The sequence below is a fragment of the Anabaena sp. CCY 9402-a genome, assembly GCF_963920945.1.
GTDB lineage: Bacteria > Cyanobacteriota > Cyanobacteriia > Cyanobacteriales > Nostocaceae > Trichormus > Trichormus minutissimus.
The window spans coordinates 90,794-114,245 of the sequence record NZ_CAWUDL010000001.1; the positions used below are offsets into that span (position 1 = coordinate 90,794).

18 protein-coding genes and 1 CRISPR repeat array (1 of these 19 only partly in view) are annotated in these 23,452 nt (G+C 41.2%); of the genes, 6 read left to right on the plus strand and 12 right to left on the minus strand.

Features of this window, described 5'->3' with window-relative positions; genetic code table 11:
* The first annotated feature begins 103 nt into the window (after positions 1-103).
* Complete coding sequence (locus ACM0OR_RS00405; RefSeq protein ID WP_414574563.1) at positions 104-742, plus strand: hypothetical protein; 639 nt, start codon at positions 104-106, stop codon at positions 740-742.
* 375 nt (positions 743-1,117) lie between these two features.
* Here the strand turns inward: ACM0OR_RS00405 and ACM0OR_RS00410 are convergent, their stop codons facing one another.
* The 12 genes from ACM0OR_RS00410 to ACM0OR_RS00465 form a co-directional block, all read right to left on the minus strand.
* On the minus strand, positions 1,118-2,458 hold the full coding sequence (locus ACM0OR_RS00410) for a PrsW family glutamic-type intramembrane protease (protein WP_190704544.1): 1,341 nt from the start codon (positions 2,456-2,458) through the stop codon (positions 1,118-1,120).
* Positions 2,459-3,085: 627 nt separating this feature from the next.
* Positions 3,086-3,685, minus strand: a complete 600-nt coding sequence (locus ACM0OR_RS00415; RefSeq protein WP_414574564.1) for a DJ-1/PfpI family protein — start codon at positions 3,683-3,685, stop codon at positions 3,086-3,088.
* 135 nt (positions 3,686-3,820) lie between these two features.
* A complete protein-coding gene (locus ACM0OR_RS00420; protein WP_414574565.1) occupies positions 3,821-4,279 on the minus strand; it encodes a nitrate reductase associated protein in 459 nt (152 codons plus the stop codon).
* A 391-nt stretch (positions 4,280-4,670) separates the two neighbouring features.
* Entirely contained in the window at positions 4,671-5,633 is a 963-nt protein-coding gene (locus ACM0OR_RS00425) for a DUF1624 domain-containing protein (protein ID WP_414574566.1), read from the minus strand.
* Positions 5,634-5,902: 269 nt separating this feature from the next.
* Entirely contained in the window at positions 5,903-6,352 is a 450-nt protein-coding gene (locus ACM0OR_RS00430; protein ID WP_323267060.1) for a phosphate-starvation-inducible PsiE family protein, read from the minus strand.
* 199 nt (positions 6,353-6,551) lie between these two features.
* Positions 6,552-8,774, minus strand: a complete 2,223-nt coding sequence (locus ACM0OR_RS00435; RefSeq protein ID WP_414574567.1) for a molybdopterin oxidoreductase family protein — start codon at positions 8,772-8,774, stop codon at positions 6,552-6,554.
* 124 nt (positions 8,775-8,898) lie between these two features.
* The gene (locus ACM0OR_RS00440; protein ID WP_414574568.1) at positions 8,899-10,413 is read right to left on the minus strand and encodes an MFS transporter; all 1,515 of its coding nucleotides are present in this window, start codon (positions 10,411-10,413) and stop codon (positions 8,899-8,901) included.
* 83 nt (positions 10,414-10,496) lie between these two features.
* On the minus strand, positions 10,497-11,330 hold the full coding sequence (locus ACM0OR_RS00445; RefSeq protein ID WP_414574569.1) for a nitrate ABC transporter ATP-binding protein: 834 nt from the start codon (positions 11,328-11,330) through the stop codon (positions 10,497-10,499).
* A gap of 96 nt (positions 11,331-11,426) precedes the next feature.
* Entirely contained in the window at positions 11,427-13,403 is a 1,977-nt protein-coding gene (locus ACM0OR_RS00450; protein ID WP_414574570.1) for a nitrate ABC transporter ATP-binding protein, read from the minus strand.
* A gap of 274 nt (positions 13,404-13,677) precedes the next feature.
* Positions 13,678-14,517, minus strand: coding sequence for a nitrate ABC transporter permease (gene ntrB / locus ACM0OR_RS00455; RefSeq protein WP_323267065.1), 840 nt, complete (start codon positions 14,515-14,517; stop codon positions 13,678-13,680).
* Between the two features lie 138 nt (positions 14,518-14,655).
* Complete coding sequence (locus ACM0OR_RS00460) at positions 14,656-15,981, minus strand: CmpA/NrtA family ABC transporter substrate-binding protein (RefSeq protein WP_414574571.1); 1,326 nt, start codon at positions 15,979-15,981, stop codon at positions 14,656-14,658.
* A 140-nt stretch (positions 15,982-16,121) separates the two neighbouring features.
* Positions 16,122-17,741 (minus strand): ferredoxin--nitrite reductase, encoded by a 1,620-nt coding sequence (locus tag ACM0OR_RS00465; RefSeq protein WP_414574572.1) that lies wholly within the window; start codon positions 17,739-17,741, stop codon positions 16,122-16,124.
* 668 nt (positions 17,742-18,409) lie between these two features.
* On the opposite strand from ACM0OR_RS00465, the gene ACM0OR_RS00470 reads away from it, so the two are divergent.
* From ACM0OR_RS00470 to ACM0OR_RS00490, 5 genes are all read left to right on the plus strand, one after another.
* Entirely contained in the window at positions 18,410-18,835 is a 426-nt protein-coding gene (locus tag ACM0OR_RS00470) for a ubiquinol-cytochrome c reductase iron-sulfur subunit (protein WP_323267068.1), read from the plus strand.
* A gap of 77 nt (positions 18,836-18,912) precedes the next feature.
* Positions 18,913-20,139 carry a HEAT repeat domain-containing protein gene (locus ACM0OR_RS00475; protein ID WP_414574573.1) on the plus strand — a complete coding sequence of 409 codons (1,227 nt, stop codon included), beginning with the start codon at positions 18,913-18,915 and terminating at the stop codon, positions 20,137-20,139.
* 132 nt (positions 20,140-20,271) lie between these two features.
* Positions 20,272-21,783 carry an FAD-dependent oxidoreductase gene (locus tag ACM0OR_RS00480; RefSeq protein WP_414574574.1) on the plus strand — a complete coding sequence of 504 codons (1,512 nt, stop codon included), beginning with the start codon at positions 20,272-20,274 and terminating at the stop codon, positions 21,781-21,783.
* Between the two features lie 377 nt (positions 21,784-22,160).
* On the plus strand, positions 22,161-22,382 hold the full coding sequence (locus ACM0OR_RS00485) for a hypothetical protein (protein ID WP_414574575.1): 222 nt from the start codon (positions 22,161-22,163) through the stop codon (positions 22,380-22,382).
* On the plus strand, positions 22,379-22,804 hold the full coding sequence (locus ACM0OR_RS00490) for a type II toxin-antitoxin system VapC family toxin (RefSeq protein ID WP_414574576.1): 426 nt from the start codon (positions 22,379-22,381) through the stop codon (positions 22,802-22,804). Before ACM0OR_RS00485 ends, ACM0OR_RS00490 begins: the two co-directional genes overlap by 4 nt.
* A gap of 546 nt (positions 22,805-23,350) precedes the next feature.
* Positions 23,351-23,452: direct repeats of the CRISPR family, unit length 35 nt; unit sequence GTTTTCCATTTATTCCCCTTCGCGGGGACGGAAAC; it runs 694 nt beyond the window's last position.

A 23,452-nucleotide genomic window follows, 5' to 3' on the forward strand; every position in this document is an offset into this window, starting at 1 on the left:
TCAGGGTTTCCCCAGCAAGACAATAAAATTCTTTTTTGCGGAAATTAGAATTTAACAAGTGTAGCTGTCAATATCCCTAAACTACTTCATTAGGAAGGAATCAATGACTCATCAAATTAACGGTTCAGACACTCGCGATTCTCTCACATCTCAAGTGGAATTAGAATTGTTAGCAGCTTTGTTAGAACCAGAAGATGCTACCTATCCTTGGAATCCAGCAGATAATGAATCAGAAGCTTATTTTTACGAACTAGAACAACAGTTTGCGATGGCAGAAGTGCTAGAAGAAGAACTAACTAGCCGATCGCAAAGTTTTTTTCATCAATTAGATAACTTGTGGTTACAGGTGGAAAATTCAACATATTACAACTGTAATACAATTACGACTGCTGTGAGTAGTCTTCAAGAAAATTTACAAAAAGCTTTTGCGGCCAGCATACCTCAAAACTGGTTGAATGCGATCGCCGCCAAAGCCACAGAACTTGTCGCCTCTCAACAATGTTTAGGTGATCAATTAATAGAGTGTGTCCAGGCTGTACTACCTACCTGGGGAGCGGATGATCTGTCAATTTTAGCTCGTCCCTATGCCTATGCGATGCGTAGCGGTGAACCACATAAGATCGGTTCAATTAATAATGTGGAAGATTGGACAGCTCTATCAGAAATAGAACAGGCAAAAATGGGAATGGCGATCGCCTACTATGCCCTTAGACAACTCAACGAATCTGAGTCTGAAGGTTGATTAATAGTTTAATTTTTCTTGTGATTTTTTTACCCGTAATCTTAAATCAGGATCAGAAGGCGGGTTTTTAATTGCTAGAACAGGCAAGAAATAAAAACGTTTTCTTCAATATCCCTATATCTAAAAATTGGTATGATTTGGCTCACAGAAGAAGCTTGTGTGGCATTCTTTCGATTAACTATCATTTGTTTTAAACAAAAATATGCCACAGTAAGCCAAGAATAAAGAAATCAAACAATTCTGTCATCTACCCTAAGAGATAAAGATAGGGAATGATGAGTCATTAATGCTAGTAAACACTACGGAAATAAAGCTACCATCTCAAATAGGTGAAAAGCTGACAAAATCAGTATTCTTTTTTTTGCCTTTTGCCTTCTATTTCGGCCCCAGAAAACGAGTAGCAAAGTTTTGCGATCGCGTGGGTGATAATGCCCTCGCCTTGAGTATCGCCGCCATCAAAAAAGCGTAAGACAACACACCAACAACAACTAATAGTAAGTTATTACTGTGTCCGGCGGTATTCCACAAAGCATGGAGTGCAGCCGCGCTAAGATAGCCAACAGCCAGAATTTGTTTTGCATGACGGGGTTTGAGTGCAGCCAACCCGATGAAATATCCCAAATAACCACTGTAAGCCATGTGTCCAGCAGGTAAACCCAAAATCCTCGCAATCAGAACTTGTAAACCTACCTCTGAACCTGCTTGTAAAGATACGGCTGGTACATATTGACCTAAAGTTTCTACTAAAGTAAAACCAACAGCAGAAGCCGTTCCCAAGAGAATGCCGTCTAAAGGTTCCCATACTCCTATCCGTTCGCGCCAGGGAGAGGGGAGTGCTAAAGCCGCCAGATAAGCACCAAGTATTGGCAAAGCTTTGAGTAATTCCTCCATCAACCCAGCACCAAAAAAGTAGCGCACAAATAATTCTGTAAGGCTGCTGACAGGCTGATCTATTGGCGGTACATTCCCAGGGAGAAGTTCACGGAAAACGAAGATAAAGAAACTTAATATGGGACTGAGTAAGATAATAATCGTCGATAAAGCTGCACCTACGAGCATCCACCAAGGCTTGGGTTTACCACACAGTTGGTAAATGAAATAGTAAGCAGCTAGTGCGATGTAAGAGGCGACAATTACCTGATTAGCTTGCGGCTGTCCTACCGTAGCAAACATCAGCACCACAAATATTACTGTAAGAATTCCCGGTACAAGATAAGCTTTGCGAGTTAAATCTTTCCCTGTGGAAATAATCGGAAATAGTTGGGTAAAGCTGACAGCATCAGGCTTGGATTGTCTAGCATTTTTTGCTGATGGTAGCGGTGCAATTTGGTTTGTAATGACCGTGGGTTGAGGTGCAATTGCATACTCGAACATAAATTGTGGCCCATCAGCACCCAATGCAATGCGATCGCCTGCGTGCAGTTCTTGACATCCATATAAGCGTTGTCCATTTAAATAAGTGCCATTAGCACTATTCAAATCACAAAGTACCCAGTTAAATTTGCTATCTAAGGACGAAGCAACGGGACGAACCACAGCATGACGACGGGATACCATCCGGTACATCATGGCATCCAAGACAACTTGGCAGCTGGGGTCACGTCCAATTACTGCTTCTTTACTGGTAAGCGAGTAGCGAGATTCTGACCCAAATGCTTCTCCATTACCAGACACTAGCCTTAGAAAAGCACTATGTCTTGCGTTTTTGCCTGTCATCGAGTTAGAGAGTGTCTTTCCAAACTAATCCACAAAAAAATACCTTGGCAGTAGGACTTAACCTCAGCCACACTAACAGCAGCATTGCTAAGTACACTATAGCTTTACTCTATGCGAATAAATTCAAAATTTGCTCACTCAAAATTTAAAATTCTTTCAACCAGTTATTTCAACCAATTGTGGCAAGGATTTCCACTTCAAAAAGTATCCTTTGTACCTTGTTGATAAGATGTTTCAATGGGATTATATATCTTAGAGGTTTTGACAATACTGATATACATAAATATGTACAGATATGAACTAATTTATAGTATTATTTACCACATCTAAAAACTTACAATAGAAAAATTATCCCATCTCTATAAATGCAAGGAAGCAGGAGGAGAGCAAGCAGTTTTGATGCTATAAATTGGAAGATTTATTTTTTTCAATAAATTAAAAGTTTCTCAATATCTAGTAGAAATTAGTTTTTCAAAATCTTGACGATCAAAATTTTGTTTTTTTTAGTAGTATATTAACCAGAGATTTTATAGTAAACTATCCTTCCTTGAACATCAGTTAAAGACTAGGAACAAAGTAAATTCCTAGCCTTAAATGTTGATTTTTTTAGCCTATGAATAATTTCAATTAAACTTTAGCTACTTCTGGATGCTCAATTTTAGTACCCAGTACCTTGAGAAACTCTGCTAGCCAACGGGGATGAGCAGGCCAAGCTGGTGCTGTGACTAAATTACCATCTACGATCGCTTCATCCACAGGAATTTGTACATAGTTACCGCCGGCACTCCGCACATCGGGGCTACAGGCTGGGTAAGCAGTGCAGTTCTTACCATGCAAGACATCCGCCGCCGCTAATAACTGCAATCCGTGGCAAATAGCAGCAATTGGTTTATTACTATGAGCAAAGTGGCGGGTTATTTCTAAGACTTTTTGATTTAAGCGGATATATTCTGGTGCGCGTCCACCAGGTACAACTAAAGCATCGTAGTTTTCGGCTTTGATTTCCGCAAAGGTGGCGTTGAGGGTGAAATTGTGTCCAGGTTTTTCGCTATAAGTTTGATCTCCCTCAAAATCGTGAACTGCTGTTCGTACTTTGTCACCAGCTTGCTTGTCTGGACAAACTGCGTGAACAGTATGTCCTACCATTTGCAAAGCTTGGAAGGGAACAATGACTTCGTAGTCTTCTACATAGTCACCAATCAGCATCAAAATTTTCTTAGCAGCCATATAGCGGTGTCCTTGCTTAACTTGTAAAGTATCAGTATTGAATTCATCACGAGTTCAAGTAAATATTATTCAATGAGGATGTATTAGACCTAATTTTATTTGCTAATTTTTACACATGACCGATTTTCCTGGCTTCTAACTATTGACTAAGTTAAATTCGGCGATCGCACGTGGAAAATTCTTGTTTTCGTGTCCATGACGACTGAGTTTAATCAAAGCAAAACGTTGCAATGGTGTTAAATTTGTCCACTGTGACAGAGTTATATTTATGCCTATTTCTTGGGCTTTTTCTTGCAGAGTGACTGGCATATTGTTAGAGTCCAACCATGCGGCATAAGGATCTATCGGTAATGTGGCAACAGGTGTACCTGTGCGTTCTAAAATTAATTCCTGGAGATATTCTTGGTAAGCTTGAATTTCATCTTCTGTTGTGCAAGGTAAGGTAACTAAAGCTTCCCGTTCAGCTTGGGTGATGTGATGCCAATCAGATAATTTTAGCTTAATACCACAGGTATCAAGTTTATAACGTACTTGCATGGGTATACAACGGAGCGAATCAACAAAATCTGCTTCAAATTCAAAGAAAGTATTCATATTTGCATTACCAAAATTATATTTAAATTCATTAAATTCTGCCGTTGTAATAAGTTTTACTCAATGCTTGTTAAATGCTACATCTAGATATATGGCTAAGTTTTTAATCCTAATAGTTGTGATTTTGTTCTATTTTTAGGTATGGGATGACTATTTACAAGTATTTTAACCACTTATGAGGATTATTGGACTTGTAATTCTTAAACCAACTACACACAGGATAAAGAATAATTATCATGATTATCCAAATATTGTAAATCATTGGCAAATTATATCCATAATCTGCTGGCATCAAGCGGGAAGCTATAAAGGGCATAATAATTGCCTTGAACCCATATTTGGGTAAAGCCAGTAAGATAGCAGTAAAATGGATGAGCCAAAGGTGAATTATCTAAAAAAATAAAGGGACTTGACCAAATAACACTAGGGGTTGAAAAATTCTCCATCGCTGCTTTTCAAACAAGTAGAGCAAGAGCATTGCTAGACCTAGAGTCATTAATAAATAAAGCAATGAAGGTGGATATTTATGACAGTTAATAAACGATAGTATCGTATAAGAAAAATTGCTTTTTACTCTCCAAGGGTACGGATCACCATATACATTCAAAGCACGGATAACTACAAAACTCAGAATTAGCCCAAGTCCTAACCATTGCAACAATCGCAGCCTAAAAGTTTTTTCTAGTTTAAATATAGTCCCAAAAGCATAACCTGTTGCCATTACTCCAATCCAAGGAATCAGGGGATAACTAATGAAGAAAATTTTATTAGGAAAAGGAGTAAGCATTTTTTGTTCATGAATTACCGCCCATAACCAACCCCATGTTCCTAGTTGTTCCGCATGGATATGATCAAATAAATTGTGTCCAACTATAAGCAAAATTCCTAGTACAGCTATCATAGGAATTGGTAGCCTAATTAATAGTGCTAAAACGACCATTGACCAACCAATTGCCCATATTACCCCGGCCGCAGTAAAAGAGTATGTTGGGTCAAATATCCAGCCAAAACGTATTATTGTTAATTCTAGAAACACTAACCACAATCCACGAATTATCAGATACTGCGCGAGTTTTTGCTTACTTTGTGGTCGGCTAATGAAAAAAAGATAAGCTGCTACTCCAGCCAGAAATATAAATGTGGGGGCGCATAAATGAGTTACCCAACGGGTGAGAAATAAAGGTATGTTTGTCTGGGTTAAGTCTGTAGGACGGAAGCGAACATTAGTGAAAAAAACTCTCACATGATCTAGTACCATTAAAACCATCACCAGTCCGCGCAACATATCTATTGAGATGATTCGCTTAGTTAGTAATTGCTCATTACTAGGAGTTTCATCACTTGAAAAGGTCATATTTTATCTGCAATTTTTTAGTATTTGTTTTTATTTTTAACTAAGTTTCACCAGTATAAAAAATGATGATAAGTAAGTCGGTGGGAATAAACCTAACTATGTTAAGTAATATAAAGTTAATGTGATCGGGTTCGTAGTAAGGACTTAAGTCCTTACTACGAACCTTTAATTATTTACGCTGTTCTACTTAGATATTTTTTAATAATACTATTATTTTCCTGAAATTTTAATTTTTTAAATTACTAATTGTGCATATCTAATTAAAATTTTTAATGTCTATTACTAGAACGAATTATTAAGTAACTAATAGATAAGGCTAAAACCGCAGTCCCTAAACCAATAATATCTAGACCTCTCACTTTTTCCAAATCCAGAATAATGATTTTTCTAGCTACAGCAATTAAGGAAGTAACAATTACTAATTCTACCTGAAAAACGTGTCTTTTTAAATAAGCTGTAATGTTTTCCAGTATTTCTAATGCAATTAATATATTTAAAAATAACCCAAAAACTTTAAATAGTGTTGTATTAATTGCGCCATAGGGTGTAGTAAATACTTCTTTAACTATATAAGTTCCTAAATCTATAATTGCTACTAAAATTACTATTACCATGAAAATCGATAATATTTTGGAAACTATTACCTCTATATGTTCTATGAAATACATGAAACTTTCATCTTTAGTAAAGCCTAAAATTTGCCTGATTAATTTCTTCATTGGTTGCACCCATTTTCATATAAGCTCAAGAATTAAAAAACAAAAGAAAAATCCTATAGATAACTCTAGAGGATTCATTGGTAATGTTTTATTACTATATTAAAAATATCTTATCTTAGTAATAGTCAACTTTAGTACATCAAAAGTTATAATAGTAAAGATTGACTATCTTCTGGTAATAAAATTACTATCTAGCAGCTTACCATTGTGAAGACTGGAGTTGAGAACTTTTAGCTGTAATAGTCAAAGAGATAGGTATTAGTTGTACAGCACAGGCTTTTAATTCTGGTTGTAGTGAATCAGGGCAAGATTCTGGATGAGTGAGGGCGTTAGCTTCGGCATTGTCAGCCCAGAGTGAACCCCAGTGCATGGGGACGAAGACTGTACCGGGTGCGATCGCTTTGGTAACTTTGGCTTTAAACTGAGCTTGACCCCGACGCGATCGCACTTCTACCATTTGATTATCGATAATTCCCAACTTAGCCGCGTCACGGGGATGAATTTCTATAAATGGTTCTGGGTGCATAGCGCGAATTTTTTCAATCCGTCCTGTACGCGTTTGGGTGTGCCAATGTCCGTAAAGTCGCCCAGTAGTTAACACAAAAGGATAATCTGGATTTGGTGGTTCTGCCAAACCTTTAGAATAATATGCCCCAAATTTAGCGCGTCCATCTGGTGTAGGAAAATGTAAATCAGTATAAAGTCTTTTTGAGTGCTGAGTGCTGTTAGCGGTAGCGGGGCGTTTAGCCCGTGCTGAGTGCTGAGTGTTTAAGGGATGCGGCCATTGTGTCGCGCCTTCTATTTGTAACTGTTCATGACTTATACCAGTCATATCGCAAACACGATCCCTGGTTAATTGAACAAACTCCGCGTAAACTTCCGCAGAATTAGTAAAGGCGAATTTGTCCTCAAAACCTAATCTACGCCCAACTTCCGCAAAAATTTCCCAATCGGCTTTAGCTTCTCGTGGGGGTTGACGGAATACTGAACACAAAGTTACCCGACGTTCGGAATTAGTCATTATGCCAGTTTTCTCACTCCACTGCGCCGCCGGGAGAAGGACATGGGCGTAAGCTGAGGTTTCTGTGGGGTAATATGCGTCTTGGTAAATTGTGAAAGGCGATCGCAATAATGCTTTCTTTGTCCGTTCCAAATCTGGCATACTTACAGCTGGGTTAGTAGCCGCAATCCACAACAACCCTACAGCCCCATCTTCCAAACCTGTAATCATATCCCAAGCTGTTAAACCGGGATGGGGTGAAATTTGCCCAGGTTGTAATTGCCAAAATTCTTCCACCTCAGCCCGATGTTGAGGATTTTTCACCAAGCGATAACCCGGTAACAAATGGGCTAAACCCCCAGCTTCCCTTCCTCCCATTGCATTGGGTTGACCGGTGAGGGAAAAAGGCCCCGCCCCTGGTTTACCGACTTGTCCGGTCATCAGGTGTAGGTTAATAATAGTTCTAACTTTTGCTGTCCCTTCAGTTGATTGGTTTACACCCATCGACCACAAAGATAATACACGCTGCGATTTACCCCAATAACGGGCGGCGGTTTCTAAATCTTCAATACTGATTCCACATTGACGGGCTACAACTTCCGGTGAATAGTGGCGGATGACTTCAGCGTAAGCTGAAAAGTTACTGGTACAGTCATCAATGAAGCTAACATCTATCATCTGCCAACGCATTAATAAATGGGCAATCCCATTTAACAAATCGATATCTGTACCGGGACGAATCGCCAAATGTAAGTCAGCAGCTTCGGCTGTGGGTGTGCGCCGGGGGTCTACCACAATCATTTTCACATGACGGTTTTTTCTGTGATATTTCTGCAAGCGGTTAAAAACGATGGGGTGACATTCGGCGGTATTTGTCCCGATTAAAAATGCACAATCAGTTAATTCCAAGTCGTCATAACAGCAGGGAGGGCCATCTGAACCAAAACTTTGGATGTACCCAGATACCGCACTAGACATACATAACCGGGAATTAGCATCAAAATTATTAGTCCCCAAACAACCTTTCATTAATTTTTGGGCGATGTAGTAGTCCTCAGTTTGAAACTGACCAGAACCATACATACATATAGCTTCTACCCCTTGAGTGCAGCGTACAGTTTGAATGCGTTGGGTGATGAGATTAAACGCTTCATCCCAACTGACGCGGCGGAACTCTTGATCTAACGAGTCGCGCACCATTGGGTATTGTAGTCTATCTTTATCTAATGATTCGGCGATCGTTGCACCTTTAACGCAAACCATACCCTGACTAGATGGGTGGGCTTTATCGCCGCGCACTCGCCAAATGGGATTTCCTTGGCTATCTCGATTAGTTGCTGTATTGGCTTGTGCTGGGGGTGAAACTTCTAAGCCGCAGCCGACACCACAGTAAGGACAGAGAGTTTTGGTAGATTCAATCATGGTAATTTGTGATGATGCTTCGCCCCACCGTAGGTCATCGCTAATTATTGTTCGTAGTGAGGACTTTAGTCCTCTCTGCGAGACGCTCCGCGTAGCTTGCTTCCCCGCAGGGGTACACTACAAACTAGGATTCTTCACTGAAAATAGGCAATTTTTCTACTTCCATCTCTGGTGTTTCACCCTCATGGTGTTCAGCAAACGAGCCTTTGGGTTCTTTCAGGAAGAAATAGCATAGGAAAGTGACAATCAGTGCAGCAATACCCAACGTTTGGAAGAAGATTCTATTACCGACATCTCCCGCAGGTAAAAAACTATAGAGAGTGAGATAAGCTACAGCTCCCACATTACCGTAAGCACCAACATTACCTGCAATTTGACCAGTTACTCGCCGCTTCACTAAAGGTACGATCGCAAAAGTTGAACCTTCTCCAGCTTGCACGAAGAATGAGCAAAGCATAGTTAAAGCGATCGCCAAAGGTAGCCAAAAACTACTACTTACCCCACCCATCAGCAGATAACCAAGACCCATACCACCTGTTAATACAGTCATGGTCATTCTGCGACTACCTAAAGTGTCGGAAACCCAACCGCCGCCGGGACGTGCAAATAAGTTCATGAAGGCGTAACTAGCAGCAATCATTCCGGCTAAGACTTTACTTAAGCTGAAAGTAGTCTCAAAAAATCCTGGTAGCATGGAAACTACTGCTAACTCTGAGCCAAAATTCACAAAGTAAGTCAACTCTAGAATCGCCACCTGAGAAAATTCATAACGTTCTTCAGGAGGATAACGCTTTTTACCCTGCATCATATCTCTATTCACATCCCAGCATTTATAGGCTTGGAAGAGGTAAAGACCCAGTAACAACAGGTAAACAATCAGCAATTGAGTTTGATTCAATAAGCCAATTTGAGAGATCCGCCAAGCCAATAGACCTAAGATGCCAACTAAGGGAATATTCATTAACATCAGCAGCCAAAAACTCTTTTGGCTAGTAACCTCTATCCCACCGTGGCGATTGGGACGCTGATAAACTTTACCAGAGGGAGTATCTTCAACGTTGAATAAATAGATGACTCCATATACAGCAGCAATAATACCAGTGAGTGCGATCGCTAGTCGCCAGTTAATTTGACCAGCTGCAAATACGGCACTTGCTGTAGCTAAAGAAGGTAAGATAAAAGCCGCAGCTGCTGAACCAAAATTACCCCAGCCACCATAAATCCCTTCCGCTATCCCAATCTCCTTGGGCGAGAACCACTCAGCAACCATACGGATACCGATAACAAAACCAGCACCAACAATACTCAATGCCAAGCGACTGATGACCAGTTGGCTGAAATTCTGTGCCATTGCAAAGGCCAGACAGGGAATAGCTGCATAAATTAGCAACAGTGAGTAAGTAATTCTTGGCCCATATTTGTCTAAAACCATGCCAATAATAATTCGGGCTGGCACAGTCAGAGCAACGTTACAAATAGCGATCGTTCTAACTTGTCCTTCAGTTAAACCAATGGCTTCTTTAACTGCTGTTTGAAACGGAGCATAGTTAAACCAAACCACAAAGGATAAGAAGAAAGCAAACCAAGTCAGATGTAAGATGCGATAACGATCTTTGAATGAAAATAATTCTTTAAGCATTCTAATCTCCTAATTTTAGGGGCGCAGGGGAGACAAACTAATGACTCATAACTCACAACTCATTACTCATTACTCAGCACTCATTACTCATCGTGAGCAAATCGGCGATATAAGAAATCTAGGGCGTAGTTCCGCAGGTTGTAGTATTCTGGGTCTTCCATGATGCGGCGACGGTTGCGGGGGCGAGAAAAGGGGATATCGAGAATTTCGCCGATTTGGGCTGCTGGCCCGTTAGTCATCATCACTACTCTGTCTGCTAGGAATAAAGCTTCATCGATGTCATGGGTAATCATCAGTACGGTGACTTGATGTTCACGCCAGATTTCTAGTAGTTCTTCTTGTAATTCTTCTTTGGTGATTGCGTCTAATGCGCCGAAGGGTTCATCGAGAATTAAGACTTTGGGACGGATGGATAAAGCGCGGGCGATCGCTACTCTTTGTTTCATTCCGCCGGAAATCTGGTGGGGTTTTTTGTCGGCTGCTTCTGTTAAGCCCACCATTGCTAGATGTTCTCTGACTATGGCGCGTTTTTCGGCTTGGGGTTTGTGGGGAAATACTGCATCTACTGCTAGGTGAACGTTTTCAAAGACGTTTAGCCAAGGTAATAAGCAGTAGTTTTGGAAGACCATCATCCGGTCTGGGCCTGGTTCGGTGATGGGTTGGTCTTGTAGGAGGACTACGCCATCGGTGGGGGTGTTGAACCCGGAAATCATGTTGAGTAGGGTTGATTTTCCGCAGCCTGAGTGTCCGATTAAGCATACGAATTCGCCTTCGCGGACTTTGAGGTCGATTCCATCTAGTACGGTGTATGGGCCTTCGGATGTGGGGTAAATTTTGCTGACACCTTCAATTACTAGAAAGTTATCTGGTTTGGGGGTGGGGGGTTTTTCTGTTTGGGTGGTTCTTACTGTTTGCATGGCTTTGTTAAATTTAGGATTTATTCACGCAGAGACGCGGAGGCGCGGAGGGGGAGAGAAGAAGAGAAGAAGAGAAGAAGAGAAGAGGAATAGTGGCTAGATGAAGATTTCTTCTACTCGGATTTGATGTTTGATTTCTAGGCTTTTTAGGTAGTCTAGGGGTTCGGAGGGGTTGAAGGTTTTACTGTCAAATAGGTGAATGGGGTTGTCTTCGCCTATGTCTAGTAAGCCTAGGTCGCGGGCTGCTTCACCAAATATGTCTGCGCGACAAACTCTTTCGGTGACTTCTACCCAGTTTTTGGGGAATGGTGTGATACTCCAACGTGCTAGCTGGGTGAGCATCCACAAGATTTCTGTGCGGTTGGGGTAGTTGGTTTTATTGAGGTAAAACTGGTTGTAAGCTGTGAGTTCTTGGGCTGGTTTACCGTCGCCGCGATCGTAGGGGTCGATGAAACCGGGACGAATGTATGCAGGGTTTACATCTAGGTACTCAGAACGAGAGAGTAGTTCGAGAATTTCTGGACGGTTGCGGAGGTCGTCACAGTATTTGCAAGCTTCTAGAAGTGCTTTGATTAAGGCTAAGTTGGTTTCTGGGTGTTTTTGCGCCCATTCTTCCCGTACTCCTAAGACTTGTTTTGGCTGTCCTGACCAAATATCTAGGGCTGTAGCTGCGACAAAACCCAAGCCTTCATGCACAGCTTGATAGTTCCAAGGTTCTCCTGCACAATAACCGTCAATGTATCCGGCTTTGAGTTGAGCAACCATTTGTGTGGGCGGAATTACTGTGAGGCTGATATCTTGATCGGGATCTATTCCACCAGCTGCTAACCAGTAACGCAAAATTAAGTTCTGCATTGATGCTGGATGCACTATACCCAATTTGAAAATCTGGTCGGGAGTAGCGTTAATCACTGCTTTTAAGTCAGCCAGACTATGCACGCCTTGGTTATACAATCTTTTGCTAAAGGTGATGGCGTTAGCGTTGCGCGAGAGATTGAGGGCGTTAATTACGGGAGTTGAAGGTTTATTACCAGCACCCAAGGTCAGTGAAAGGGGCATTCCTGCAAGCATTTGGGCTGCGTCTAATCTCCCGGTGACAAAACCTTTGGTGATTTCTTGCCAACTGTTGGCTTTACTGAGGATGATATTGTCTAAGCCGTACTTGGCAAAGAAGCCTTTTTCTTTGGCGACGATTAAAGGTGCAGCGTCAGTTAAGGGCATAAAGCCAATTTCTAGGATGGCTTTGGCTGTGCTTGTGTGAGATGTTACTAAACGCTGGGTTTGACGTTTCTTCGCTAGTTTTTGCTGATTGAGAAAGTATATTATTTCATTCCGCAGATTATAGTAACTGGGATGCTTGACTACTTCCAAACGCTGACGGGGACGGGGAATTGGGACTTCTAAGATTTGTCCAATGTGGGCTTCTGGCCCGTTGGTGAGCATGACGACGCGATCGCTCAACAATAACGCCTCATCTACATCATGTGTCACCATCACAGAGGTAACGTTATGCTCATTGCAGATTTTCATCAATTGTTCCTGCAAACTCCCCCGTGTCAAGGCATCCAAAGCCCCAAAAGGTTCATCTAACAACAACAACTTAGGCCGAGTAGCCAAAGCGCGGGCGATCGCCACCCGTTGTTTCATCCCCCCAGACAACTCACTAGGACGTTTATTAGCTGCTGGGCGCAGTCCCACCATATCAATATGTTCTTCAATAATTCCTCGCCGCTCACCCTTGGGCTTACCCTGATAAACTTCATCTACAGCCAGAGCAATATTTTCTCTGACAGTTAACCAAGGAAGCAACGAATAGTTTTGAAATACCACCATGCGATCGGGGCTAGGATCTCTAATTTCCCGCCCTTCCAAAGTCACACCGCCAATACTAGCGCGATCTAAACCTGCAATGATATTCAGCAGCGTAGACTTACCACAACCAGAATGTCCAATTAGAGAAACAAATTCCCCTTGCTTAATTTTCAACTCAATATTTTTCAGGGCAATATATCTACCACCATTCGGTAAATCAAACACCCGATCAACGTGGTCAACTTCAACAAAAGTAGTCATTTTTTTTAATTCGTAATTCGTAATTCGTAATTCGTAGTTTTTATTTAGAGGATGTTTGAAAAGTCTGTTTCTTTGTCATGTTGAATGCAGCGTAGCGGAATGAAACATCTGGTGTATGTGCCACAAAGCCTAGATTCTTTCCTACGGAACGCTTCGCGAACCTTACGCTCCGCTCCAGTCAGAATGACATTTTTATACCTCTTGAAACTTTTCAAACAACCTCTTAGGGAGGTCAGCTATGTAATACTGTTATTCATTCTCCCTTCCCTATTGCTTACTTCTGATCTGCTACAACTTTACTGGCAATAAAACCTACTAATCTATCTAGTAATAAGCCAACTAACCCAACATAAATAAGTGCCAAAATAATCTCACTTAAATTAGTTTCTGTGGTTGTGTTATAGGCATCCCAAATAAATGAGCCAATACCTACACCACCTACTAACATTTCGGCGGCTACAATTGCCAACCAAGATAAACCAATGCCAATTCTTAATCCAGTGAATATGTAGGGAACAGTTGCAGGAAAGACAATTTTTAAGAAATACTTTGCACCTTTGAGTTTTAAAACCTTAGCTACATTGATATAGTCTTGAGGAATTTGTTGTACGCCAACTGTCGTATTGATAATAATTGGCCAAATTGAAGTAATGAAAATCACGAAAATTGCTGAAGGATTAGCTTGTTGAAATGCTGCTAAAGAAATAGGTAGCCATGCTAGAGGCGGGACAGTTCGTAATACTTGGAAGATGGGATCTACAGCATTGTAAACTAGTCGATTTGCGCCAACTAAAATACCTAAGACAATGCCAGCGATCGCAGATAATGAAAAACCTAAAGCAACTCTACCCAAACTACTAAGTAATTGCCAGCCTAAACCTTTATCACTTTCACCATTATCAAAGAAAGGATGGACAATAAACGGGTCCCAAGTTTCAGAAAAAGTTTCGATTGGCCCCGGTAACTCAAAGTTAGGCAACAAGCAAACTAGTTCCCAAAGTCCTAGAAAGATTACTAACGCTACCAATGGTGGTACAACTTTATTTAAAAGTAATTTATTGAGATTATTTCGAGACTTTTTTCTGATTACCCGACTTCCTAAAACAGCAGCCATATTGTCTATTATTTCCGTAATCTTTACAGTATTTTGTATTTTAGTAAATGCAGTATTCAGCAGATGTAAGTTGGGTTGAACGATAGTGAAATCCAACCTATCCCCTGTCACCTATCCCCTGTCACCTGTCACCTATAATTAGACTTTCTTAATTTTCAAGCCTTGTAAATATGCTTCTGGTTTTTCGGGGTCAAATTTCACACCATCAAAGAAAGTTTCAATACCGCGAGAAGTGCTAGTAGGAATTTCGGAATCAGCTACACTAATTGCTTTCGCTGCTTTTTTCCATAAATCTTCTCTGTTTACTTGATCAACAATTTCTTTAATCTTGGTATCTTTTGCGAGATAACCCCAGCGAATATTTTCAGTTATGAACCAAATATCATGGCTCTTGTAGGGATAAGACGCGTTATCTGCCCAGAACTTCATGCGATGAGCAAATTCTTTCTCAGTCCTTCCATTACCATAGTCGATATTGCCTTTAGACCTTTCTATAATATCTGCGGCAGCAACGTTAAAGTATTTACGATCAGAGCAGATTTTACACATCTCCTCTTTGTTTTCTTGTTTCTCGCACCACTGTTGAGCTTCTAAAACGGCCATTAACATAGCTTGTGCAGCATTGGGATTTTGATCAACCCAATCCTTCCGCATCGCAAAGGCTTTTTCTGGGTGATCTTTCCATAATTCACCTGTCACGAGGGCAGAATAACCCAATTTTTGGCTAACTAATTGAGCATTCCAAGGTTCTCCTACACAGAAAGTATCTACAGTACCGACTTTCATGTTGGCTACCATTTGTGCGGGTGGAACAGGTTCTAAAACCACATCTTGATCTGGATTAATCCCGCCAGCCGCTAGCCAATAGCGCATCCATAAATCGTGAGTTCCACCAGGAAAGGTAATACCAGCTTTCAATGCTTTTTGATTAGCTTTAGCTTGAGTGGCTGCTGCTTTGAGTGCCTTGCTTTCTAGATTGACGTTGAGTTCTTTATACTTCTCTGCTACAGAAATAGCCTGACCGTTAGTATTTAACCGCGCCAAGATATACATTGGGGTTTTGTCTTTGATGGTAATTAAATAAGGCATGGGGCTAAGGATGTGTGCGCCATCAATTCCTCCGCCGCCTGAACCAATTTTCAGGTTGTCACGGGTGACAGGCCAAGATTTTTGTTTGATTACCTCAACATCGGTCATGCCATATTTAGCAAAGAAGCCTTTTTCTTTAGCAATAATTAGAGGTGCAGCATCAGTGAGGGCGATAAATCCGAGTTTGGCTTTGGTCGTTTCTACTTTTGGGGCGTTAGCTACTGTAGAGACGTTAGCGGCTGGATTGGCTGAGGGTGCTTGATCGCCTGTGGTAGCTGAGTTGGAATTATTAGCAGCGCAAGCATGAGTCAAGATAGAAGCCGCCGCCGCCGCACCTGTAGTAACAATAAATTTTCTTCTGGAAAAGTTAGTCATTTTTCTGTGTATGTTGTTAATTCGTCATTAGTCATTAGTCATTGGGCATTGAGCATCAACAGTTATCAGTTACCAGTCAGTTAATAACTGTTCACTGATTTAAGTCTCCTCTACTTTCCCTACACCCTCACTCAGCACTCCTAACTCAGCACGCTGCTCAACGCCCCGCTACCGCTAACAGCACTCACGAAAGCTTCTTCTCTTGCTTTCGCGCCGAAGTGTTGGATGAGTAAATCTCGTAATACTGGCTGTAAGTCTTCGCAGGGTATGCCTTTTTGGACGCAGCTACCTAACTCGGCATCTTTACCCACTTTGCCACCCATATAAATGTCAACCCCTTCTACGGCTTTGCCATTTTTACGGGCTTTCGTTCCCATCAAACCAATGTCTGCAACTTGGGGTTGTCCGCAGGAGTTGGGGCAACCTGTCCAGTGAATGCGGACTGGACGAGTGAATGTTAATTCAGTCTCCAAGGCTTCAATCATGCCTAGGGCGCGATTTTTAGTTTCGATGAGGGCGAAGTTACAGAACTCTGCGCCTGTGCAGGAAACTAGCGATCGCGTCAATAAACCGGGGTCAATAGAAAACCTCTCCAATAAAGGATCAGTTAAAAATGTCTTCAATTGGGAGTCAGAAATATGGGGAATAATCACGTTCTGCTCAACGGTCAGCCGAATTTCACTACTGCCATAAACATCCGCTAACCGTGCCAATTCAAACATATCTTCGGCATATAAACGTCCTACAGGTATGTGCAAACCTACATAGTTGAATCCGGGTTGTTTTTGTTTATACACTCCAATGTGGTCGCGTTTTTCCCAATCAATTTCATCTTTGGGTGCGGCGGGTAGTAATGACTTACCTAAACGCTTTTCAACTTCTAGACGAAACTTCTCTATACCCCATTCATCAATCAGCCACATCAAGCGGGATTTGAGACGATTAGCCCGTAGTCCATTGTCTCGATAAACTTCCAAAATCGCTCTACATACAGCCACTACTTCTTCTGGAGTTACCCAAGCATTGAGAGGAATCGCCGCCTCGCAACGTTTGGCGGAAAAGAAGCCCCCGACTAGGATGTTGAAGCCGAAGACTGGGGATTGGGAAAAATCTTGCCCAGTCCCTTCCTTAAACGCTGGAACGAAGGCTAAATCATTGATTTCCGCATGAACGGAATTGTCTCGTCCACCTGCGATCGCTATATTAAATTTGCGTGGGAGGTTACTAAATTCTGGGTTTCCTTGTCCTTTGTTGGTCAACATATCTTGAATTTGTTGCACCAACTCGCGGGTATCATACAATTCATCTGCATCCAACCCAGCGACAGGATCACCTGTAATGTTGCGGATGTTGTCCATCCCTGATTGGACACTAGTTAAACTAACGCTATGAAATCTATTGAAGATATCTGGTAAATCTTCAATTCTGATCCCCCGCAGTTGAATATTCTGCCTGGTCGTAATATCAGCATTACCATCATCTCCGTAACGCTGTACTACCTCCGCTAATACACGCATCTGTTCGCTGTTGACAATACCATTGGGCATCCGCAGCCGCATCATAAATCTACCAGGAGTAACTGGGCGGAAAAATACACCCACCCACTTGAGGCGATGATCTCGGTCAATTTCGTCCATTGCTTCCCAACCCAAAGAGGCAATTTTTTCTATTTCCTCCTTGATGGCCAGTCCATCTTTTTCGGCTTTGAATCTCTCGAATTTATTCAGACTGGCTTTTGTGGTAGTTGCTGTATCCGTCATAAGCTGACTCTGGTTGCAAATTGCTGGTCAAGTACGAACCTCTAAACAATTTAAAATTCCATATGAAAAAATACAGTTAACTGTGACCGTCACCCTCAAAAGTGCGGCTATATAAACCGTATTGGTACATGAAAAACCAATATTGATGCCTGATTACTTGTTCTCAAATGCGTTCTAGAGAGCTTTATTTTTTAATTCCCCCGCAGGAGGCCGCCTATTACTCACTGAACGCAAATTCACGAATGAATTAGAGAGAATTTGTAATTTTTTACATTGGCTAAATTTGTCAAGAGGTTTATGTGAATGTTTATGTAACAATTTCGATACTTCTCAGGTTATGTTGGGATTTAAGATAAAATCGTATAACTAGCTACAAAATTCTAGTAATAATGCTGAAATTAAATCATTAATATGCGTTTTCTGCATAACATGGGTTTAGGGGACAGGGGACAGGAGATAAAAAAGCAGGGGAAGCAGGGGAAGCAGGGGAAGCAGGGGGAGCAGGGGGAGCAGGGGGAGAAAATCGTTTGATCAAGAAGTCCAAAATGTAGGAGGTGTAAGAAGCAGGGGAAGCAGGGGAAGCAGGGGGAGAAAATCCAATTCCCAATGCCTATTGACTAATAACTAATAATTAATCACTAATAATTAATCGCTAATAACTAATAACTATGAAACGTCGTGATTTTATTAATTGGGTGGGTTTGGGTTGGCTAGCTAGTAGCTTACCTGTAGCGATCGCCGCTTGTGCTTCTCCCAATACAACATCCACCACTTCAGGTTCTGATATTTGGCAAACAATCGGTACTGTGGCCGAATTAGACAAAACTGGGCAATTACTCTTGAATGACTCCCCGGCTGGATCTGTATTAGTAGTAGGTACATCTACAGCTAAAAATTTGATTGCTGTTAATCCCATCTGTACCCATAAAGGATGCACGGTGGTATGGCAAGCCGCAAACCAAAAATTTGTCTGTCCTTGTCATGGTGCAGAATATGGAGTTGATGGTACAGTACAGAAAGACCCAGCTACCAAGCCACTCAATACTTACGCCGCCAAGATTGAGGGGAGTTCAGTTGTAGTTAAGCGAATCTAGTTTCAGTCAGCAACACGTATAGTTACTTGGCTGGAGTCATTAGCATTCATCAAAAATCAAAATTTAAGTAAGGTATTGTGAATAATATCGGGCAGCTTTTGGTGCAGGCGCAAGCAGCTCATGATGCGGCTGATTGGTCATCGCTAGTTCAAGATTTACATCAGTTGATTTTGGCGAATGACTCCAAACATTCAGAAATAGCTAATCCAGAACATCTGTTGGAATTAGCATTGACAATTTTAGAGATGGGGGATTTTCAGCAACGTTGGGATATTGCCAAGGTGCTGAATCAATTAGGAACGATCGCTATCCCATCATTAATTGCTATTTTAGAAGATGACGATGCAGACGATGAATTACGCTGGTTTGCGGCGCGGATTATAGGGGAGTTTCAGCACCCAGAAGCGATCGCTCCTTTAGTAGAATTATTGAAAACTAGTGAGGATGAAGAACTCAAAGCGATCACCGCTACAGCACTAGGACAAATGGGAACTCTGGCTATTCCCATACTCTCAGAACTCCTTACCGAAGAAGATACCAGGCTTTTAGCTGTGCGATCACTCTCTTATATTCGTCGCCCAGAAATTATTGCCCCGCTATTGAGCGTAGTACAAGATGCCCAAGCCGCAGTACGTGCAGCCACTCTGGAAGCCCTCAGCAGTTTTCATGATCAACGTGTCCCACCTATACTATTGAACGCTTTAGAGGATGTCGCTGCTCACGTTAGAGGTGTAGCAGTCCAAGGTTTAGGTTATCGTTCTGACTTATGTACAGAATTAGATTTGGTTGCTCAACTACAACCTAGACTTTATGACTTTCATATTGAGGTTTGTTGTAACGCCGCCATCGCCTTAGCGCGGATGGGTGGTGATGCAGCTACCCAACATCTATTTACAGTTTTAATTTCCCCTCACACACCAATAACTCTACAACTCGAAATCATCCGCGCCTTGATTTGGGTAGAGACATTATTGGGTTTGGAGTGCTTGCAAAAGGCACTAAATCATCTAAATTCAGCAACACTTTTACAAGAAATTGTCACAGTTATAGGAAGAGTACAAAAACTAGAGTTAATCTCAGCAGCATCAGGAATTTTGTTAGATATGGTGCAATCACAGCATCCAGCGACAAAAATTACTAGTGTTAAAAGTGCGATCGCTTTATCTTTAGGCCAGTTAGGTTGTCAAGAAGCTACGCCACTGTTGACTGATATGCTGACAGATGGTGATGAATTTGTCAGAGTCCATGCGATCGCTGCTCTCACAAAGTTAGAGAGACATTTCACTGATATCCTCCCCTGCTAACCGCTTACCCTGTGTAGTGGGCGCATTTTTGATCAAAAATGCAAAACAAACCATCACCTCACTGCAAAATTTCTGCGGTAAATCGCAACTTCAGGTAGATTAGTTGATGGGCTGCAATCATTGGAGAGCAAAATGACAGAAGAAGCACAACCAAAACGAGTAGTAGTTGTGGGTGCTGGTTGGGCTGGTTTAGGCGCAACCTACCATTTAGCAAAACAAGGTTATGATGTGACGCTTCTGGAAGCAGGCCCCTATCCTGGTGGACTAGTAGCAGGTTGGCAAACAACCGCAGGTAAATCTGTAGAAGCAGGAATCCACGGCTTTTGGTATCCTTACAAAAACATCTTCGCCCTCATCAACGAATTAGAAATAAATCCCTTCACTACCTGGACACGTTCTGCTCAATATTCTCCGGCTGGTTTGGAAGTAGAATCACCAATTTTTCAAGATTTACCTAGACTACCCACACCCATTGGCACTTTTATTTATCCCCAATTTCAACGTCTACCATTAATTGACCGTCTCAGTGCCTTACCTTTATTTTATAGTCTGATTGATTTTGATAATTCGGATGAGGCTTGGCGACGTTATGACTATGTAACAGCACGAGAATTATTCAAGTCTTTTGGTGTGTCAGCACGATTGTATAAAGAAGCATTTGAACCAATGTTATTGGTGGGTTTATTTGCCCCTGGTGAACAATGTTCAGCCGCTGCAACATTGGGAATGCTGTACTTTTTTATTTTGGCTCACCAAGCTGATTTTGATGTGGTTTGGTGTCGGGGAACTGTCGGTGAGAAAATATTTCGTCCGTGGGTGGAACGCATAGAAAAAGCTGGGGTGAAAGTCTTACCAAAACACCGTGTTACTGACTTAATTATTGATAGTAATAATCGGGCGACTGGTGTAGTTTGCGGTGATGAAGTGTTTGAAGCTGATGCGGTAATTTTTGCAGTTGGTGTGACTGGGATGAAAAAGATTGTCGCTAATAGCCCCAGCTTACAAAGCCGCGATGAATTTCGTAATTTGCATAACTTAGGGGCAATTGATGTATTAGCAACGCGGTTGTGGTTTGACCGTAAAATTGATATTCCCCGTGCTTCTAATGCTTGTTTTGGTTTTGATGACACCACAGGCTGGACATTCTTTGATTTAAATGCTTTACATGACGAATATAAACATGAAGAAGGCACAGTAATTGAAGCTGATTTTTATCACGCCAATCAGTTTTTAAATTGGAGTGATGAGGAAATTGTGGCTAAAGTCCAGCGATATTTAACTACTTGTGTACCAGGATTTAGAGAAGCAAAGGTAATCGATAGTAGTGTGATTCGTTTACCCCAGGCGGTGACTCACTTTGCACCCGGTAGCTATCGCCATATGTTGCCAGCTAAGACTAGTTTTAGCAATGTATTTATGAGTGGTGATTGGATTATTAACCGTCACGGTTCTTGGTCACAGGAAAAAGCTTATGTTACAGGTTTAGAAGCGGCGAATTTAGTAATTTCTCATTTGGGAGATGGTACAATTGCCGAGATTTTACCCGTTGAAGAAGACGAAGCACATATACAAATAGCCAGAAATATTAATCAAACAGTACGCAATTTAGGTAAATCTATGTTGCCTAATTTCTGGTTGCCGTAGGAGAATACAGGCTAATTACACATTAGGTTGGGTTGACGCAAGGAAACCCAACACGTTATCAGTGAACAGTTATCAGTTAAATGTTGGGTTGCGCTGCGTTGGGCTTACTGAGATTTCTAGCCCTTTAAGCCTTATTATTAAGGACTTCACAAATTACGGAATAACGAACCACAGAGACGCAGAGAACACAGAGAAATAAGGGTTTGAGATTGGTGCGTGACGGCAAGTTGAAGATATGGCTGATGTTTTAAATCTTATCGCTGCCGTCACACACCCTACGTTACTAATATACCGACTTTAGAGAAAATATTATATATCCCAATTGGCGATGCTATAATTATCAGTAAATAAATTTGTTTTTTAATAGGAATATTAAAATGAGCAATTTACCTGTAAAATTGTTATTAAAAGAAATTGATAATTTAAGCAGAGAAGAAAAGATACAATTAATCCATTATTTAACGAGACAAATAGAAAAGAAATACTCCGAAACAGAATCAGAAAATTTAGTTGAATTATTTCAAAATTCTCCTCTATTTGGTGTGGATATAGATTTAGAACGCCAAAGAGAACTTGACAACCGCCAAGTAGAATTATGAACTATATTTTAGATACAAATATTATTTCTCAATTGATATCTCCCCAGCCAAATCAAAAGGTAATAGCGTGGCTAAAAGGTTTAGATGCTAAACGAACTTTCTTAAGTGTAATCACCATTGGTGAAATTAGAAAGGGAATTGAAAAACTACCTGAATCATTGCGAAAAAAGAATATTCAAGATTGGTTTGAGAATGAATTACTTGTGCAGTTCGAGGAGAGGATTTTACTCTTAGATTTATCCGTAATATTGTTATGGGGTGAGTTGGTAGGAGACTTAGAGAAAAAGGGACGAAAGTTACCTCCTTTAGATTCCCTTATTGCTGCTACAACAAAATATTACAACTATACTTTGGTTACTCGTAATGAAAAAGATTTTGATGCGATAGAGATTGTGGTTTTTAATCCTTTTGCAGAAACATGAGATTAAACCATTGCCAATTGCTATAGGAATTATAATCATGTTGGCAACAAAGCTCCTCCTATCTCGCGGCTGATATTGTCAAAGTAAGCAAGTTCATATTACTGATATCTGTTTGGTGCGTGACGGCAAGTTGAATATATGGCTGATGTTTTAAATCTTATCGCTGCCGTCACACACCCTACGTTACTGGGGTAATGCCTGAAAAAGTAAAGATTTATATTGCTTTTCGGAAATTAGCTTGGAATTTTCCCGATTATATTGATAATATCTATACCAGATTAACCACAGAACCTTGAAAATTTAATCTAAAAGCTTACTATTACTTCTGTAAACTTTTGTTGCGGAAATGGCATTTGTGGGGGTAGAGCGATCGCTGAAACTCTGATTATTTCGTTGACCCCCGCAGATCGCTTGCTATGCAAGGCTTTGAGTAGGGTAAACAGGTAGGTTATTCTCAATAATTTCAGCTTGTTGACAGGTAATTTCCAACCCCCGCAAAAATGACCCTTCCAAACTCAGTCACAGTAAGGTTTCTATAAAGGCAGGGTTTTCCATTTATTCCCCTTCGCGGGGACGGAAACCAGGTGACAAGCTACACCTGAAAATTCTCCATCATGTTTTCCATTTATTCCCCTTCGCGGGGACGGA